Origin of the sequence: Streptomyces sp. NPDC006512, from assembly GCF_040611935.1 — a bacterium.
Lineage (GTDB): Bacteria > Actinomycetota > Actinomycetes > Streptomycetales > Streptomycetaceae > Streptomyces.
In genome coordinates this window covers 80797-98033 of the sequence record NZ_JBEXPG010000031.1, presented here as the reverse complement: position 1 = coordinate 98033, position 17237 = coordinate 80797, and the positions used below count along the sequence as shown (strand labels likewise).

The window sequence follows — 17237 nt, the reverse complement described above, 5'->3', positions numbered from 1 at the left end:
GCGGCGAGGGCGTCCACGATGATCCGTACCGCGTCCACGTCCTTCACCCAGCCCTCCGCCCCCCGCCCCCCCCGCCCGGCAGGGCGACACCCCCGAGGAGCCCCCCATGCGCACCCCCCGCTCACTGGTAGGCGGCAGCCCGGCGGCGACGTACGTCCTGCGCTTCGACGGCCGCGAACTGACCGCCCAGGCCGGCCAGAGCATCGCCGCCGTGCTCTGGTCCGCCGGCATCCTCGCCTGGCGGACCACCCGCCACGCCGGCGCACCCCGCGGCGCGTTCTGCGGGATCGGCAGCTGCTACGACTGCCTCGTCACCGTCAACGGCCGCCCGAACCAGCGCGCCTGCCTCGTCCCCGCCCGCCCCGGCGACACCGTCACCACCCAGGAAGGAACCGGCCATGCCGCCCTCTGACACGGGCCCCACGCGGCCGGCCCCCACCCCCGGCGGGGCCGCCGCCACCACCGACCTCGCCGTGGTCGGCGCCGGTCCCGCCGGCCTCGCGGCGGCCGTCACCGCGGCGGCCCTCGGCCTGAAGGTCACCGTCCTCGACACCGCGGAACGCCCCGGCGGCCAGTTCTACCGCCACCCCGCCCCCACCCTCGGCGCCACCCGCCCCCAGGCCCTGCACCACGACTGGCCGGCCTTCGCCACCCGCGAAACCGCCCTGCGCGCCCACGAGTCGGCCGGCCGGATCACGTACCTCCCCTTCCACCACGTCTGGACGGTGGTCCCGGACGGCGGGGCCTGGACGCTGCACGCGGTGGCCGGCCCCGAGGAGGAGGCCGCAGCGGTCCACGCCCGGTCCGTGCTCCTCGCCACCGGCGCGTACGAGCGCCAACTGCCCTTCCCCGGCTGGACCCTGCCCGGCGTCATCGGCGCGGGCGGGGCCCAGGCCATGCTCAAGGGCGGCCTCGTCCTGCCCGGCCGCCGCATCGTCGTCGCCGGCAGCGGCCCCCTGCTGCTCGCGGTCGCCGGTTCCCTCGCCGCCGCCGGAGCCACCGTCCCGGCGGTCGTCGAGGCCGGCGCCTACACCGGGTACGCCGGCCACCTCCCCGCGCTGCTCCGCAACCCCGCCAAGCTCGCCGAAGGCGCCACGTACGGCGGCGCCCTCCTGCGGCACGGGATCCGGCTGCGCACCCGGCACGCCGTGACCGAGGCCCACGGCGCCGACCGCGTCGAGGCCGTCACCGTCACGCGCCTCGACCGCGACTGGCGCCCGCTGCCCGGCACCTCCCGGCGGATCCCCTGCGACGCCCTCGCCGTCGGCCACGGACTCGTGCCCCAGCTGGAGCTCGCCACCGGCCTGGGCTGCGCCACCCTCCGCGCCCCGGACGGCACCGTCGCCCTCGACCTGGACGGGGAGCAGCGCACCTCGGTCCCCGGCATCTGGTCCGCCGGCGAGACGGGCGGCATCGGCGGCGCCCAACTGGCGCTGACCGAAGGGGAGATCGCCGCCCACGCGATCGCGGGACGCCCCGCCCCGGCCGCGCTCGTCCGCCGCCGCGCCCGGCTCCGCGCCTTCGCCGGGGCGATGGCGGCCGCCCACCGGTCCGGCCCCGGCTGGACGGACTGGCTGAGCGACGGCACCGACGTGTGCCGCTGCGAGGAGGTTCCGGCGGGCCGGATCCGGGAGGCGGTCGGTGAACTCGGCGCCCGGGACGCCCGTACGGTCAAACTCCTCACCCGGGCCGGGATGGGCTGGTGCCAGGGCCGGATGTGCGGTCCGGCCGTGGCCGCCCTCACGGGCGGGGAGCCGGTGTCGGACCGCCGCCCGCTGTCCTGTCCGGTCCCGCTGGCCCACCTCGCCGGACTGCCCCCGGCCGCCGACGCGGGCGGGCCCGAAGCGGCCGACGGCCGCTGACCGGCCACCACCCGGTCCCGTCCGGCCCCTTGTGGCCACCTCACACCCACTAGTAAAATGTCACACACCACACTAGGGAGTCGTCTCATGAACCACGCGCCCACCCCCGCGCCCCGCACGGACACCCGCACCCGCCCCTGGCACGGAATCATGGTGGCCACCACCCTGCCGCTGCGCGAGGACCTCAGTGTCGACCACGACGCCTACGCCGAACACGTCGCCTGGCTCATCGCCAACGGCTGCGACGGCGTGGTCCCCAACGGCTCCCTCGGGGAGTACCAGACCCTCACCGACGAGGAGCGGGCCCGCGTCGTCCGCACCGCCGTCGAGGCCGCCGGCGACGGCGCCCGCGTCATGCCCGGCGTCGCCGCCTACGGCAGCGCCGAGGCCCGCCGCTGGGCCGACCAGGCCGCCGAGGCCGGCGCCGGATCCGTCCTGCTCCTGCCGCCCAACGCCTACCGCGCCGACGAGGCCGCCGTACGCGCCCACTACGCCGAGGTCGCCCGCGCGGGGCTGCCCGTCGTCGCGTACAACAACCCCATCGACACCAAGGTGGACCTCGTCCCGGCCCTCCTCGCCCGGCTGCACGCCGACGGGTCCGTCGTCGCCGTCAAGGAGTTCAGCGGGGACGTCCGCCGCGCCTACGAGATCGCCGAACTCGCCCCGGGCCTCGACCTGCTCATCGGCGCCGACGACGTACTCCTCGAACTCGCCCTGGCCGGGGCCGTCGGCTGGATCGCCGGCTACCCCAACGCCCTGCCGTCCGCCTGCTCCACCCTGTACCGGGCCGCGGTCGCCGGAGACCTCGCCACCGCCCTGCCGCTCTACAAGTCCCTGCACTCGCTGCTGCGCTGGGACTCCAAGACCGAGTTCGTCCAGGCCATCAAGCTCTCCATGGACCTGGCCGGCCGCCCCGGCGGCGCCACCCGCCCGCCCCGCTTCCCGCTCACCGGCGACGTCGAGGCCGCCGTCCGGGCCGCCACCGAGAAGGCCCTCGCCGAAGGCCTCGCCTGACCCCACCGGGAGCCGCCCGGCCGGCCAGGCCGGGCCCGCGCCCGCCCGCATCCACCGACCCCGCCCGCCCGTCCGGCCGGCGGGGCAGGTCCGAGCCCTCAGGGGAACCCATGCGCACGCGCCACATCTACCACGCGGTGGACTCGCACACCGAGGGCATGCCCACCCGGGTCATCACCGGGGGAGTCGGGGTGATCCCCGGCGCCACCATGGCCGAGAAGCGGCTCCACTTCATGGAGCACACGGACCACGTCCGCACCCTCCTCATGTACGAGCCGCGCGGCCACGCGGCGATGAGCGGCGCGATCCTCCAGCCGCCCACCCGTCCGGACGCCGACTTCGGCGTCCTCTACATCGAGGTGTCGGGGCTGCTGCCCATGTGCGGGCACGGGACCATCGGGGTGGCCACCGTCCTCGTCGAGACCGGCATGGTCCCGGCCGTCGAGCCGGTCACCACCGTCCGCCTCGACACCCCGGCCGGCCTGGTCAGCGTCGACGTCCGCGTCGAGGACGGCGCGGCCACCGCCGTCACCCTCACCAACGTCCCCTCCTTCAGCGTCGGACTCGACCTGAAGGCCGACGTCCCCGGATACGGCACGGTCACCTACGACCTCGCCTACGGCGGCAACTTCTACGCCTTCGTCGAACTGGACGCCCTCGGACTGCCCTTCGACCGGGACCGCAAGGAGGACCTGCTCGCCGCCGGCCTCGCCGTCATGGACGCGGTCAACGCCTCGCCCGACCGCCCCGTCCACCCCGAGAACCCCTCGATCTCCGGGCTCAAGCACGTCTACCTCGCCGCCCCCGGCTCCGACGCCCGCCGCTCCCGCCACGCCATGGCCATCCACCCCGGCTGGTTCGACCGCTCGCCCTGCGGCACCGGGACCAGTGCGCGCATGGCCCAGCTGCACGCGCGCGGCCTGCTGCCGCTCGGCACGGACTTCGTCAACGAGTCGTTCATCGGTACCGAGTTCACCGGCCGCCTGACCGCGGAGACCACCGTCGGCGGGTTCCCCGCCGTCGTCCCCGCCGTCACCGGCCGGGCCTGGATCACCGGGACCGCCCAGTACTTCCTCGACCCGTCCGACCCCTTCCCCGGAGGGTTCCTGCTGTGACATCCGTACGGACCACCGACTACCACGCCGCGGGCGAGCCCTTCCGGATCGTCGACACCACCACCGCGGACGTCGCCGCCGTCCCCGGGGACACCGTCGCCGAACGCTGTGCCACCGCCATCGGGCCCGGTGGCTCCGGGACCGCACCGCGCCGGAGTCCGCTGGACGACGTACGGCGCCTGCTCGTGCAGGAACCGCGCGGACACGCCGGCATGTACGGCGGGTTCGTCGTGCCCCCGGACGACGACGGGGCCCACTTCGGGGTGCTGTTCTGGCACAAGGACGGCTACTCCACCGCCTGCGGCCACGGCACGATGGCCCTCGGCGCCTGGGCCGTGGACACCGGCCGGGTCGCGGCCCCCGACGACGGGGACGTCCAGGTCCGCATCGACGTGCCGTCGGGCCGGGTCGCCGCCACCGTGCACCGGGCCGGGGGCCGCACCACCGGGGTGACGTTCCGCAACGTCCCCGCCCGGGTGGGCGCCCGCAAGGTGCCGGTCGCCACCACGTTCGGGGTCGCCGAGGTGGACATCGCGCACGCCGGGGCCTGCTACGCCTCCGTCCGCGCCCGGGACCTCGGCCTGGAGGTCGCCCGCGCCGCCCTGCCCGAACTGACCCGGGCCGGCCGGGAGATCAGGTCCGCGCTCGCCACCCACCCCGCCACCTGGCACCCCGGCGGCCCGCTGCTCTCCGGGGTGTACGGGGTGATCCTCCACGAGGAACTGCCCGACACCCCCTTCGGGCCGCACCAGCGCAACGTCACCGTCTTCGCCGACGGACAGATCGACCGCTCGCCCTGCGGCTCCGGCACCTCGGCCCGCCTCGCGCTCCTCGCGGAGGACGGGCGGCTCGGCGCGGGGGAGGACCTGCTGCACGAGTCGGTCATCGGCTCGGTGTTCACCGGCCGCGTCCTCCAGGACGGCGTCACCGAGGTCACCGGCACGGCGTACCGCACCGGCGAGCACACCTTCACCGTCGACCCGTACGATCCCCTCGGCGCGGGATTCACCCTGTGACCCGCCACCCCGCCCAGGGCCCGACGGAGGCCGGCCTCCCCGCCCCCGGCCTCCTCCAGCTCGGGGCCGAGGAGACGGCCCGGCTCCTCACCCCCGCCCGGGCGGCCGACGCCCTGGCCGCGGCCCTGCTGGCCGGACTCGACCCCGAGGGCTGCCCGCAGCGCACCGCCCTCGACGTGCCCGGCGGCGAACTCCTCCTGATGCCGGCCGCGTCCGGGGCGTACGCCGGGGTGAAGATTGCCGGGGTCGCGCCCGGCAACCCGGCCCGCGGGCTGCCCCGCATCACCGGCAGCTACCTGCTCCTCGACGGCCCCACGCTGCGCCCGCTGGCCCTCCTCGACGGCTCGGCCCTGACCGCCCTGCGCACCCCGGCCGTCTCCGCGCTGGCCCTGCGCCACCTCGCCCCGGCCGGGCGCCCGCTGCGGCTGGTGCTCTTCGGCTCGGGGCCGCAGGCGTACGGCCACCTCGAAGCGGTCCTCGGCGTACGGGAACTGGCCGGGGCGGTGATCGTCGCCCGTGACCCGGCCGGCGGCGCCAAGCTGGCCGCACACGCCGCAGGCCTGGGCGTCCCGGCCCGTACCGGAACGGCCGCCGACGTGGCCGGCGCGGACCTGGTCCTGTGCTGCACCACCGCCCGGACACCCCTCTTCGACGGCCGGCTGGTGGCGCCGGGCGCGGTGGTCGTCGCCGTCGGCTCGCACGAGCCGGACGCCCGCGAGACCGACACCGCGCTCGTGCGGCGGGCGGCCGTCTACGTGGAGGCGCGTGCGGCGGCGTTGCGCGAGGCGGGTGACCTGCTGATCCCGGAGGCGGAAGGGGCGATCGGACCCGGTCATATCAGCGGCACCCTCGCCGGCCTGGTCACGGGCCGCGAAGCCGTCGGAGGGCGGCCGGGTTGTCCACAGCTGTTCAAGAGCGTGGGCATGGCCTGGGAAGATCTTGCCGTGGCGGTCGCGTTGTTCGAGGCCGCCGGGGCGAGCGGCGAAACGTGACATTGTACGCTGTCCCTCTGCTCGTCGGTGGTGTCGGGGGTCTCGGAGGAAATGCAATGGGTGACCTGAAGCAGCACAGTCTCATCAAGGCCCAGGAACGGCTCCGCGACCAGGTCGGCCATGCCCTCCGAGCAGCCCTGATAGCGGGTGAGCTGCGCCCCGGGAGCGTCTACTCGGCTCCCGGTCTCGCGTCCGAACTCGGTGTCTCGGCCACGCCCGTCCGCGAGGCCATGCTCGACCTCGCCCGCGAGGGCCTCGTCGAGCCGGTCCGCAACAAGGGCTTCCGGATCACCGAGGTCAGCGAACGCGACCTGGACCAGTACACCGAACTGCGCACGATGATCGAGGTCCCGACCGTCGGCCGGATCACGAAGATCGCCACGGCCGAGCAGCTGGAGGCCCTGCGGCCCATCGCCGAGGAGATCGTCACCAGCGCCCGGGAACACAACCTCATCGGCTACCTGGAGGCCGACCGCCGCTTCCACCTCGGCCTCCTCGCCCTCGCGGGCAACGACCGCCTGGTGGAAACGGTCGGCGACCTGCGCAAGCGCTCGCGCCTGTACGGGCTGACGGGCCTCGACGAGGCGGGCAAGCTGGTCTCCTCCGCCGAGGAGCACATCGAGCTGCTCGACGTGATGCTCACCGGCGACGCCGAAGCGGCCGAGGCGTGCATGCAGCGCCACCTCGGCCACGTCCGCTCCCTCTGGGCCCAGGGCCGCGACGAACCCGTGGGCCGCACCCCGGGCGGCCTCGGCTCCGGCCTCACGGCTTAGACGACACACCCCAGGCGCAGAACCGCCACCGGCCCTCCCCCGCCGCACCACGGCGGGGGAGGGCCGTCCGCGTTCGCCGCACGACGGCCAGTGAACTCCGGCGGGCCGGGGTCCCCAGGCCCCCCAACGCCCCTTCCGGGGGCGGGATTTGGACACGGCTGGATAACGGGGCCGCAGACCCCTTGTCAGTACAATTTCACATTACTATGTTACCGGTCACATCCTAAAGCGCGGCCCTTCACTGGAGTGACCCATGACCAAGCGCACCCAACTCGCCCTCGCTACCGCCGTGGTGGCCGCTCTCGCACTCGGTGCCTCGGGCTGCTCGGACCCCAAGAAGGGCGCGGGCTCGGCACCCGCCGCCGCCAACCCCGCCGCCGCCAACGACGGCAAGACCCTCGGCGGCACCCCGGTCAAGGGCGGCACCCTCACCGTCCTGTCCAACCAGGACTTCGCCCACCTCGACCCCGCCCGCAACTGGGTCATGCCGGCCATGGACTTCGGCACCCGCCTGCTCTACCGCACCCTCGTCACCTTCAAGGCCGAGCCCGGCAAGGCCGGCAGCGAGCTGGTCCCCGACCTCGCCACCGACCTCGGCACCCCCTCCAACGGCGGCCGCACCTGGACCTTCACCCTCAAGGAGGGCGTCAAGTACGAGGACGGCTCGCCGGTCAAGGCCCAGGACATCAAGTACAACGTCGAGCGCTCCTTCGCCCCCGACCTCACCGGCGGCCCCGACTACGCCGCCCAGTACCTCGCCGGCACCGACGGCTACAAGGGCCCGCTGGACGGCAAGCACCTCGACTCGGTCAAGACCCCGGACGACCGCACGATCGTCTTCGAACTCAAGCGGCCCGTCGCCGAGTTCTCCGCGACCGCCACCCTCCCCACCTTCGCGCCGGTCCCGCAGTCCCAGGAGAAGGGCACCCAGTACGACGCCCGCCCGTTCTCCTCCGGCCCGTACAAGATCGACACGTACGACCGGGACAAGAAGCTCGTGCTCGTCCGCAACGAGCACTGGGACCCCGGGACCGACACCGTGCGCAAGGCCTACCCCGACCGGTTCGTGGTCGTCATGGGCCTCAAGGGCGGCCAGATCGACGACCGCGTCATCGCCGGGGAGGGCGCCGACGCCTCCTCCGTCCAGTACTCCGACATGCGGCCCGAGAGCGCCCCCAAGGTGCTGCCCAAGCCCGACGTCAAGGCCCGGCTGCTCGCCGAGTCCCAGGGCTGTACCGAGATGCTCCACCTGAACAACTCCCGCGCCCCCTTCGACGACCCGAAGGTCCGCGAGGCCATGCAGTACGCCGTCGACAAGGAGGCCGTGGTCACCGCGGGCGGCGGCCCGGCCCTCAACGAGGTCGCCACCGCCTACCTGCCCCCGGCCCTCTCCGGCGGCAAGCAGGCCGACACCCTGAAGATCCCCGCGGCCGGCGACCCCGCCAAGGCCAAGGAACTCCTCAAGGCCGCCGGCAAGGAGGGCCTGAAGGTCTCCCTCGCCGTCTCCACCGGCGACAAGGGCAAGGCCGAGGCCATCCAGCAGGGCCTGTCCCGCGCCGGCATCGAGGTCGTCATCGACACCATCGACCCGGGCGCCTACTACGACGTCATCGGCGACCTGTCCACCACTCCCGACATGACCCTGACCGGCTGGTGCCCCGACTACCCCTCCGGGTCCACCTGGATCCCCTTCGTCTTCGACGGACGCACCATCAAGGACAAGGGCAACCAGGGCAACAACAGCCAGTTCCGCGACGAGGCCACCATGAAGCGGATCGACGAGATCAACGCCATGGCCGACGCCAAGCAGGCCAACCAGGCCTGGATCGACCTCGACGCGGAGATCATGAAGAAGTCCCCGTCCGTTCCGCTGATCCTGGAGCGCAAGCCGCTCCTCGTCGGCCCGAACGTCGCGGGCGCCTACGGCCACCCCGTCTGGACCGGCACCATCGACTACGGGACCGTCGGCCTCAAGGACCCGTCGAAGAGCCAGGGCTGAGGATCCGGAGGCCTTCGACACCATGACCACCACCGCACCGGGCGCCGCCGACCAGGCGGCCCCGGACGGCGCACCGGCCAAGGACGTCCCCCCGGGCAGCAGCCCCTGGCAGCTCGCCCGGCGGGAACTCCGCCGCCGCCCCGCCGTCCGCGTCAGCCTCTGCGTCGTCCTCCTGTTCGTCCTGATGGCCGTCACCGCGCCCTGGCTGGGCGCCCTCGGCGGCTGGTCCCCCGAGGAGTTCGACAAGGCCGCCGTCGACCCCTACCTCGGCGGACTGCCGCTGGGCTCCTTCGGCGGGATCAGCCCCGAGCACTGGCTCGGCGTCGAACCCGTCACCGGCCGGGACCTGTTCGCCCGCGTCGTCCACGGCGCCCAGGTCTCCCTCCTGATCGCCTTCGCCGCCACCGCGATCGTCGTCGTCACCGGTACCGCCGCGGGCATCGCCGCCGGCTACTTCGGCGGCCGCACCGACGCCGTCCTGTCCCGCCTGATGGACCTGACGATGTCCTTCCCGTCCCTCATCTTCATGATCGCGATGCTGTCGGTGGCCAAGGACGTCAACCGGATCGTCCTCATGACCGTCGTCATCGGCGTCTTCGGCTGGCCCGGCGTCGCCCGCGTCGTCCGCGGCCAGACCCTCTCCCTCAAACACCGCGAGTACGTCGACGCCGCCCGCGTCGGCGGCGCGAGCTCCTGGCGGATCCTGACCCGCGACATCCTCCCCGGCGTCGCCGGACCGGTCATCGCCTACACCACCCTGCTCATCCCCGGCATGATCAGCACCGAGGCGGCGCTGAGCTACCTCGGCGTGGGCGTGCGCCCGCCCACCCCCTCCTGGGGCCAGATGATCGCCGAGTCCGTCGCCTTCTACGAGACCGACCCCATGTACTTCGTCATCCCCAGCGTCTTCCTCTTCCTCGCGGTGCTCGCCTTCACCCTGCTCGGTGACGCCCTGCGCGACATCCTCGACCCGAGGGGCGGCCGCACGTGATCCTCTACCTCGCCCGCCGGCTGCTCGCCCTCACCGGCGTGCTCCTCGCCATCGCCGCCGTCACCTTCCTGATCTTCTACGTGCTGCCCTCCGACCCGGCCGCCGCGGCCTGCGGCAAGACCTGCAGCGCCGAACGGCTCGCCGACGTACGGGTCCACCTGGGCCTCGACCAGCCCCTGTGGAAGCAGTTCGCCGACTTCCTCACCGGGATCTTCACCGGCCGCACCCTCGGCACCGGCCAGTACGCCGTCGCCTGCGACTTCCCCTGCCTCGGCTACTCGTACGAGAACTCCCTGCCGGTGTGGGACCTGCTCATGGACCGGCTCCCCGTCTCCGCCTCCCTCGCCCTCGGCGCCGCCGTCCTGTGGCTCGTCCTCGGCCTCGGCGCCGGGGTCACCGCCGCCCTGCGCAAGGACACCGCCACCGACAAGGCCCTGATGGTCGGAGCGGTCGCCGCCGCCTCCCTGCCCGTCTACTTCACCTCCGTCCTGCTCATCTACGGGGTCATCCGCGTCGCCGGCCTGCTGCCCTACCCCACCTACCAGGCCCTCACCGACGACCCGCTCGGCTGGGCCGCGAACCTGCTGCTGCCCTGGACCGCGCTCGCCCTCCTCTACGCCGCCATGTACGCCCGGCAGAGCCGCGGTTCGATGATCGAGGCGATGGCCGAGCCGTACATCCGCACGGCCCGCGCCAAGGGCATGCCCGAACGCACCGTCGTCGTCAAACACGGACTGCGTTCCGGGATGACCCCGATCCTCACCATCTTCGGCATGGACCTCGGCGGCCTGCTCGCCGGCGCCGTGATCACCGAGTCCATCTTCGGACTCCCCGGCATCGGACGGCTCTTCTACGGCGCGCTGGTCAGCTCCGACCAGCCGGTCGTCCTCGGCGTCACCCTGCTCGCCGCGTTCTTCATCGTCGTCGCCAACCTCGCCGTCGACCTCCTGTACGCCGTCATCGATCCGAGGGTGAGGTACTGATGACCGCCGCTCCGCTCCTCGAAGTGCGCGACCTGAGCGTCACGTTCACCACCCCGCGCGGTACCGTCCGCGCCGTCGACTCCCTCGGCTTCACCGTCGAGGCCGGGCGCACCCTCGGCATCGTCGGCGAGTCCGGCTCGGGCAAGTCCGTCACCTCCCTCGCCGTCATGGGCCTGCACCGGGGAGCCGAGGTCGGCGGCTCCATCACCCTGGCCGGACAGGAGCTGACGGGCCTGTCGGAGAAACGGCTGTCGAAGCTGCGCGGCCGCCGCATGGCCATGATCTTCCAGGACCCGCTGTCCAGCCTGCACCCCTACTACACGGTCGGCGAGCAGATAGCCGAGCACTTCCGGGTGCACTTCCGCTCCGGCCGCGCGGCCGCCCGCAGACGGGCCGTCGACATGCTCGGAGAGGTCGGCATCCCCGAACCGGCCCGCAGGGCGGGGGAGTACCCGCACCAGTTCTCCGGCGGCATGCGCCAGCGCGCGATGATCGCCATGGCGCTGGCCTGCGAACCCGAACTGCTCATCGCGGACGAGCCCACCACCGCCCTGGACGTCACCGTGCAGGCCCAGATCCTGGAGCTGATCGCCCGGCTCCAGCAGGAACGCGGCCTGGGCGTCGTGATGATCACCCACGACCTGGGCGTCGTCGCCCGCGTCGCCCACGACGTACTCGTCATGTACGGCGGACGGGCCGTCGAACAGGCCCCCGTCGACGCCCTGTTCGCCGACCCCGCCCACCCCTACACCCGCGGACTGCTGGATTCCCTGCCCCGGCTCGACGACACCGACGACGCCCCGCTGCGGGCCATCCCCGGCTCCCCGCCCTCCCTGCTGGTACCGGCCCCGGGCTGCGCCTTCGCCCCGCGCTGCCCGCGCGCCGCGGCCGGCACCGACGCCGAACGCACCCTCTGCACGACGCTGCGGCCCGAACCCGCCCCGTACGGCGGCCCCCCGCGCCTCAGCGCCTGCCACCACAGCGGCCTCGCCGCCGTTCCGGAGGTTTCCCGATGAGCCCCGACGCCACGCGCTCCGCCGGGGCCCTCGCCCCCCGCCCGGCCGGCACCGGAGCCGACGGCCCGGCCCGCCCGCTGCTGTCCGTACGGGACCTGACCATGACCTTCCCCGGCAAACGCTCCGTGACCGGCCGCCGGGGCGCGCCCGTACGGGCCGTCGACGGGGTCTCCTTCGACCTGGAGGCCGGCCGGACGCTGGGCCTCGTCGGGGAATCCGGCTGCGGGAAGTCCACCACCGGCCGGATGCTGGTGCGCCTCCTCGAACCCACCTCCGGAACCGTCACCTTCGACGGCCGCGACATCACCCGGCTCTCCCAGAGCGCCCTGCGGCCCGTGCGCAAGCACGTCCAGATGGTCTTCCAGGACCCGCACTCCTCCCTCAACCCCCGCCAGACCGTGGCCCGGATCATCTCCGACCCGCTGCTGGTACAGGGCTGGAGCGCGGCCGACGCCCGCCGCCGGGCGGCCGAACTGATGGAACTGGCCGGGCTGATCCCCGAGCACATCGACCGCTACCCGCACGAGTTCTCCGGCGGCCAGGCCCAGCGCATCGGCATCGCCCGCTCGCTGGCCACCAGCCCCCGGCTGCTGATCGCCGACGAGCCGGTCTCCGCCCTCGACGTCTCCGTACAGGCACAGATCGTCAACCTGATGGAACGGCTGCGCGCCGAACTGGGCCTGGCCTACGTGTTCATCGCGCACGACCTCTCGGTGGTCAAACGGGTCAGTGACCGGGTCGCCGTCATGTACCTCGGCCGGATCGTCGAGATCGGGGACAAGAAGTCCCTCTACGAGAGCCCCCAGCACCCCTACACCCGGGCGCTGCTGTCCGCCGTACCGCTGCCCGATCCGGCGGCGGAGCGGCGGCGCGAGCGGATCGTGCTGCTCGGCGACCCGCCGAGCCCGGCCGCCCCGCCCCCGGGCTGCACCTTCCACCCGCGCTGCCCCAAGGCGCAGGAGGTCTGCCGCACCGAGCGGCCCCTGCTGCGCCCGGCGGCCTCACGCGAGGTGGCCTGTCACTTCCCGGGTGACTGACGGGGATCCCAGGGAAGGGGAAGGGCCCCGCGGCCGATGGCGTCCGCGGGGCCCTTCCACGTCCGTTCTCCCGCGGCCTACGCCAGTGCGCGGCGGAAGAAGTCCAGCTGGAGGGCCATCACCTTCTCCCGGGTGCCGCCCGGGGTCATGTGGGTGACGCCCGGCAGGGCGAGCAGCTCGTGGGGGCGGCCCGCGTCGGTGAGGGCGCGGGACAGACGCAGGGTGTGGGAGGGGTGGACGTTGTCGTCGGCCAGGCCCGTGGTCAGGTGCAGGGGGCGGCTCAGCGTCGGGGCGTCCGCGATCAGGGAGTCCCGCTCGTACACCCCGGGGTGCTCGGCGGGCAGTCCCAGGTACCGCTCGGTGTACGCGGTGTCGTAGTGCCGGAAGTCCGTCGGGGCCGCCCCGGCGGCGGCCGCGCGGTAGAGGTCCGGGCGGCGCAGCACCGCGAGCGCCGCCAGGTAGCCGCCGTAGGACCAGCCGCGGACGCCGACCCGGCCGAGGTCCAGGTCGGGGTGGCGTGCGCCGAGTGCCTGCAGCGCCGCGGCCTGGTCCTCCAGGGTGACGTCGGAGAAGCCCCGGTACACGGCGTGGGTGAAGGCGGGTGAGACGTGCGGGGTGCCCCGGTTGTCGACGGTGACCACCGCGAAGCCCTGGTCGGCCCACCACTGCTTGGCCTGCCAGCGCAGCGGCTCGGCGCTGATGTCCTGGTAGCCGGGGCCCCCGTACGCGTCGACCAGCACCGGCAGCCGCCGGCCCGGCACGTGGTCGCGGGGGAGCACCAGCGCGGTGGGGACGCCGTGCTCGGTGACCCGTTCCAGGACGGGCACCACCCGGTGGGGCAGCGGCGCGGACAGGTCGGCGGGGGCGGGGCGGCCGCCGTCGGCGGTGTGCAGGGTGCGGCGGATCCCGTCGGCGTCGGCGGAGGTCAGCAGCAGGGTCCCGGCGGAGGCGAGCGCGCCGTGCACCCCGGGCCCGTCGGCGAGCGGGGTCACCTCCCCGGTGTCGGGGTCCAGCAGCACCACCTGCTGCTCCGAGGGGTCGCGCTGCCCGGCCTCGACCAGCAGCAGGCCCTGGTGGATCCCGGCCACGCGGCGGATCTGGATCCCGTCGCCGGTGAGCGGCTTCCCGTCGACGGCGAGGCCGCGCGCGGCCCCGCCGGGGGTGTCGGCGGCGGTCAGCATCCGCCCGTCGGGGAGCCGGGCCGGGGTGCCGGGGAGCGGGTCGACCCACTGCGGGTGCGTGGTGCGCGACAGTTCCCGGGTGCGGCCCGTGTCCGGGTCGGCGGCGAGCAGCAGTACGGTCCGCTGCGGCCGGTCCTGGACGGTCAGCAGGATCTCCCCGGCCGTGCCGTCCGGCGCGTCCGGTTCCCAGGAGGCGTCGGACACGTAGGGGAAGGCCTCCGCGTCCCAGCCGAGCCGTACGGGTGCCCCCGGTCCGAGGACCCACAGTCCGACCTCGGCGTTGGGCCCGCCGGCCTCGGGGTAGGCGAAGTCCTCGGCGGGGAGTTCCGGGTGGGCCGGGTCGGCGAACCAGCGTCGCTGGAGGGCGCTTTCGTCGACCCGGGCGGCGAGCAGGCGCACCCCGTCGGGGGACCACCAGTGGCCCCGGCCGCGGCCGAGCTCCTCGGCGGCGGCGAACTCGGCGACGCCCCAGCGGGCTCCGTCGTCCGGGCTGATCCGGCCGCCGGGGTGGACGTACAGGGCGTCGTCGGCGACGTACGCGGTGCGCGTGCCGTCGGCGTTCGGGCGCGGGTCCAGGGCGGGTCCGGCGGCCGGGATCTCCTCGGGGCCGGTGGCGCCGTCGCAGGTGACCGCGTACAGCCGGCCGTACAGCGGGAACACGGCGCGGCGGCCGTCGCCGGACAGGGCGTAGGAGCCGATGCCGGCGGCGACGAGCCGGGTCCGCTCGCGCAGGCGGCGTTCGGCGACGGGGAGTTCGCCCGGTTCGGGGGAGAGGGCGCGGGGGTCGGCGAGGAGGGTCTCGGCGCCGGTGACGGTGTCGAGGACCCAGAGGGAGTCGAGGGCATCGGTGGGGCCGGCCGAGCGCAGGAACCACAGGAGGCGGCCCCCGTCGCCGAAGGAGAAGGCGCGCGGTGCGCCGTGGGTGAACCGGGCGGTTTCGGCGGAGAGCCTGAGGAAGTCATCCATGAGCGCAGTGTGTCATGTGAAATATCACATGGCCTAGATCGGGCAAGTAGGGAAGCAGCGCTAGGCCATTCGAGTGGTGACCCTCGCGGTGCGGGCATAGCGTCGACTAGGTGGACCCGAACGCACTGCCGACCAGCAACGGGACCGACGGCAAGGTCCGATGGGGCGGACACGGGCTGGCGCTGCTCGTGCTCGCCTCCTGCCAGCTCATGGTCGTCCTCGACATCACCATCGTGAACATCGCGCTGCCCCACATACAGAGCTCGCTCGGTTTCTCCACCGAGAGCCTTTCCTGGGTCGTCAACGCGTACACGCTGACCTTCGGCGGGCTGCTCCTCCTCGGCGGCCGGGCCGGCGACATCCTCGGCCGCCGGCGCGTCTTCGTCTCCGGCGTGCTCCTCTTCGGCATCGCCTCGCTGCTCGGCGGATTCGCCCAGAACGAGGGCCAGCTGATGGCCGCCCGGGCCGTCCAGGGCGTCGGCGCCGCCATCGCCTCGCCCACCGCCCTCGCACTGATCACCACGACCTTCCGCGAGGGCCCCGAACGCAACCGGGCCTTCGGCGTGTTCGCCGCCGTGTCGGCGGGCGGCGGCGCCATCGGCCTGCTCGCGGGAGGCGTCCTCGTCGAATGGCTCGACTGGCGCTGGGTCCTCTTCGTGAACGTCCCGATCGCCCTGCTGATCGCCCTCGCCACCCCGAAGGTCATCCGCGAGTCCGCACGCCACCCCGGGCACTTCGACCTCGCCGGAGCCCTGCTGTCCACCCTCGGCATGGTCTCGCTCGTCTACGGGTTCATCCGCGCGTCCCAGGAAGGCTGGCGCGACCCCTTCACCCTGGTGTCCTTCGCCGTGGCCGTGGTCCTGCTGACCCTGTTCGTCCTCAACGAACGCCGCTCCCCGCAGCCGATCACGCCGCTGCACATGTTCGCCGACCGCAACCGGGCCGGCACCTACGGGATCATGCTCTTCCTCGCCTGCGCGATCTTCGGCATGTTCTTCTTCCTGACCCTGTTCGTGCAGAACGTCCTCGGCTTCAGCCCCCTGCGGGCCGGCCTCGCCTTCCTGCCCATCAGCGTCATGATCGCGCTGGCCGCCGGGGCGGCGTCCCAGCTGCTGCCCAAGCTCGGGCCCAAGCCCCTCATGGTCACCGGCGCGCTCAGCTGCGCGGCCGGGCTCGCCTGGCTGACGCAGACCGACATCCACTCCACGTACCTGGGCAGCATCCTCGGCCCCATGCTGCTCTTCGCGACCGGCATGGGCCTGCAGTTCGTCTCCCTCACCCTGATGGCCCTGTCCAACGTCCCCGACCGGGAGTCGGGCGCCGCCTCCGGACTGCTCAACGCGATGCAGCAGGTGGGCGGCTCGCTCGGCCTGTCGATCCTCGTCACCGTCTTCGGCACCGCCAGCCGCAACGAGGCCCGCACCCAGGTGCCGGCCTTCCTGAGCACCGCCGACCCCGCCCAGAAGGCCGCCTTCGCACGCACCGGACAGCTGCCCGACCCCTGGGGCGCCCAGGTGCTCACCTCCGGCGTGAGCTCCGCCTTCGTCGTGGCCGCCCTGTTCACCCTGGTAGGGGCGGCGATCGCCCTGTTCGTCATCCAGGTCCGGCCCTCCGACCTGGCCCGGCTCCAGGGCAACCACACCCCGAGCAGCGTCCAGAAGGAGCCGAATGGATAGGGTCTGCTGATCACAGACCCTGGGGGAAACGATGTTCCACACCACCGCGCGGACCGCCGCGGCCACGCTCATGACCCTGACCCTGGCGGCGTTCACCGTCTCCTGCGGCGGCGGCGACGATCCGAAGGCCTCCGCACCGGCCCCGGCGTCCGCGTCCGCCTCGCCGTCCGCCGCCGCGTCCCCGACAGCGTCCCCGACGCCGTCCGCGTCGGTCGCGGGATCCGGCGGGAGCACCGTCGCACCGGACGCCTCGCCCTCCTTCAGCGCCGGCTCCCCGTCGCCGCGCGGCTCGGAGGAGCCCGTCTCCCTCGTACGGGACGCCTTCGCCGGCCTCCAGGCCACGCTGAACGACTCCTGCACGCCCGGGAACTGCTCCTACTTCCTGGGCCGGGTCTACGACGAGCTCCACCGCATGGACCGGGCGATGAAGGCCGACGCCAAGGGGCCGGGCCACTTCCCCGAGCCGATCAGCCTGATCGCGAAGCTCGACAAGCAGCTGGGCGGCGACCGGTCCTTCGAGAACCTGAAGAAGAACCAGAAGACCCTGATCGACACCCGCGACAAGATCAACGTCTGGATGCAGGGCCACCCCGACGACTACCGCTGACGACTATCG

At 73.7% G+C, this 17237-nt stretch carries 15 protein-coding genes; 14 read left to right on the top strand and 1 reads right to left on the bottom strand.

The window, feature by feature from the left end; all coding sequences use genetic code 11:
* Positions 1-106 precede the first annotated feature (106 nt).
* The 12 genes from ABZZ17_RS22535 (at position 107) to ABZZ17_RS22480 (ending at position 12798) form a co-directional block, all read left to right on the top strand.
* Positions 107-412 carry a (2Fe-2S)-binding protein gene (locus ABZZ17_RS22535; RefSeq protein ID WP_356878087.1) on the top strand — a complete coding sequence of 102 codons (306 nt, stop codon included), beginning with the start codon at positions 107-109 and terminating at the stop codon, positions 410-412.
* Positions 399-1862 (top strand): NAD(P)/FAD-dependent oxidoreductase, encoded by a 1464-nt coding sequence (locus tag ABZZ17_RS22530; protein ID WP_356878086.1) that lies wholly within the window; start codon positions 399-401, stop codon positions 1860-1862. Before ABZZ17_RS22535 ends, ABZZ17_RS22530 begins: the two co-directional genes overlap by 14 nt.
* Positions 1863-1949: 87 nt before the next feature.
* Positions 1950-2876, top strand: coding sequence for a dihydrodipicolinate synthase family protein (locus ABZZ17_RS22525; RefSeq protein ID WP_356878085.1), 927 nt, complete (start codon positions 1950-1952; stop codon positions 2874-2876).
* Between the two features lie 110 nt (positions 2877-2986).
* Positions 2987-3991: a proline racemase family protein gene (locus ABZZ17_RS22520; protein ID WP_356878084.1), complete on the top strand. Its 1005-nt coding sequence runs from the start codon at positions 2987-2989 to the stop codon at positions 3989-3991.
* Positions 3988-5007, top strand: coding sequence for a proline racemase family protein (locus tag ABZZ17_RS22515; RefSeq protein WP_356878083.1), 1020 nt, complete (start codon positions 3988-3990; stop codon positions 5005-5007). The genes ABZZ17_RS22520 and ABZZ17_RS22515 overlap by 4 nt, the downstream gene beginning before the upstream one ends.
* 113 nt (positions 5008-5120) lie before the next feature.
* Positions 5121-5999 (top strand): ornithine cyclodeaminase family protein, encoded by an 879-nt coding sequence (locus ABZZ17_RS22510; protein ID WP_356878093.1) that lies wholly within the window; start codon positions 5121-5123, stop codon positions 5997-5999.
* A gap of 56 nt (positions 6000-6055) precedes the next feature.
* The gene (locus ABZZ17_RS22505) at positions 6056-6772 is read left to right on the top strand and encodes a GntR family transcriptional regulator (RefSeq protein WP_356878082.1); all 717 of its coding nucleotides are present in this window, start codon (positions 6056-6058) and stop codon (positions 6770-6772) included.
* A 253-nt stretch (positions 6773-7025) separates the two neighbouring features.
* Positions 7026-8771: an ABC transporter substrate-binding protein gene (locus ABZZ17_RS22500; protein WP_356878081.1), complete on the top strand. Its 1746-nt coding sequence runs from the start codon at positions 7026-7028 to the stop codon at positions 8769-8771.
* A gap of 22 nt (positions 8772-8793) precedes the next feature.
* Positions 8794-9762, top strand: a complete 969-nt coding sequence (locus tag ABZZ17_RS22495) for an ABC transporter permease (protein WP_356878080.1) — start codon at positions 8794-8796, stop codon at positions 9760-9762.
* On the top strand, positions 9759-10745 hold the full coding sequence (locus ABZZ17_RS22490) for an ABC transporter permease (RefSeq protein ID WP_356878079.1): 987 nt from the start codon (positions 9759-9761) through the stop codon (positions 10743-10745). The genes ABZZ17_RS22495 and ABZZ17_RS22490 overlap by 4 nt, the downstream gene beginning before the upstream one ends.
* The gene (locus ABZZ17_RS22485) at positions 10745-11761 is read left to right on the top strand and encodes an ABC transporter ATP-binding protein (RefSeq protein WP_356878078.1); all 1017 of its coding nucleotides are present in this window, start codon (positions 10745-10747) and stop codon (positions 11759-11761) included. The genes ABZZ17_RS22490 and ABZZ17_RS22485 overlap by 1 nt, the downstream gene beginning before the upstream one ends.
* A gap of 101 nt (positions 11762-11862) precedes the next feature.
* Complete coding sequence (locus ABZZ17_RS22480; RefSeq protein WP_356878092.1) at positions 11863-12798, top strand: oligopeptide/dipeptide ABC transporter ATP-binding protein; 936 nt, start codon at positions 11863-11865, stop codon at positions 12796-12798.
* 77 nt (positions 12799-12875) lie between these two features.
* On the opposite strand, the gene ABZZ17_RS22475 is transcribed toward ABZZ17_RS22480, so the two are convergent.
* Complete coding sequence (locus ABZZ17_RS22475; protein ID WP_356878077.1) at positions 12876-14945, bottom strand: prolyl oligopeptidase family serine peptidase; 2070 nt, start codon at positions 14943-14945, stop codon at positions 12876-12878.
* A gap of 125 nt (positions 14946-15070) precedes the next feature.
* On the opposite strand from ABZZ17_RS22475, the gene ABZZ17_RS22470 reads away from it, so the two are divergent.
* Entirely contained in the window at positions 15071-16621 is a 1551-nt protein-coding gene (locus tag ABZZ17_RS22470; protein ID WP_356878091.1) for an MFS transporter, read from the top strand.
* Between the two features lie 31 nt (positions 16622-16652).
* The gene (locus ABZZ17_RS22465) at positions 16653-17228 is read left to right on the top strand and encodes a hypothetical protein (protein ID WP_356878076.1); all 576 of its coding nucleotides are present in this window, start codon (positions 16653-16655) and stop codon (positions 17226-17228) included.
* Positions 17229-17237: the final 9 nt, after the last annotated feature.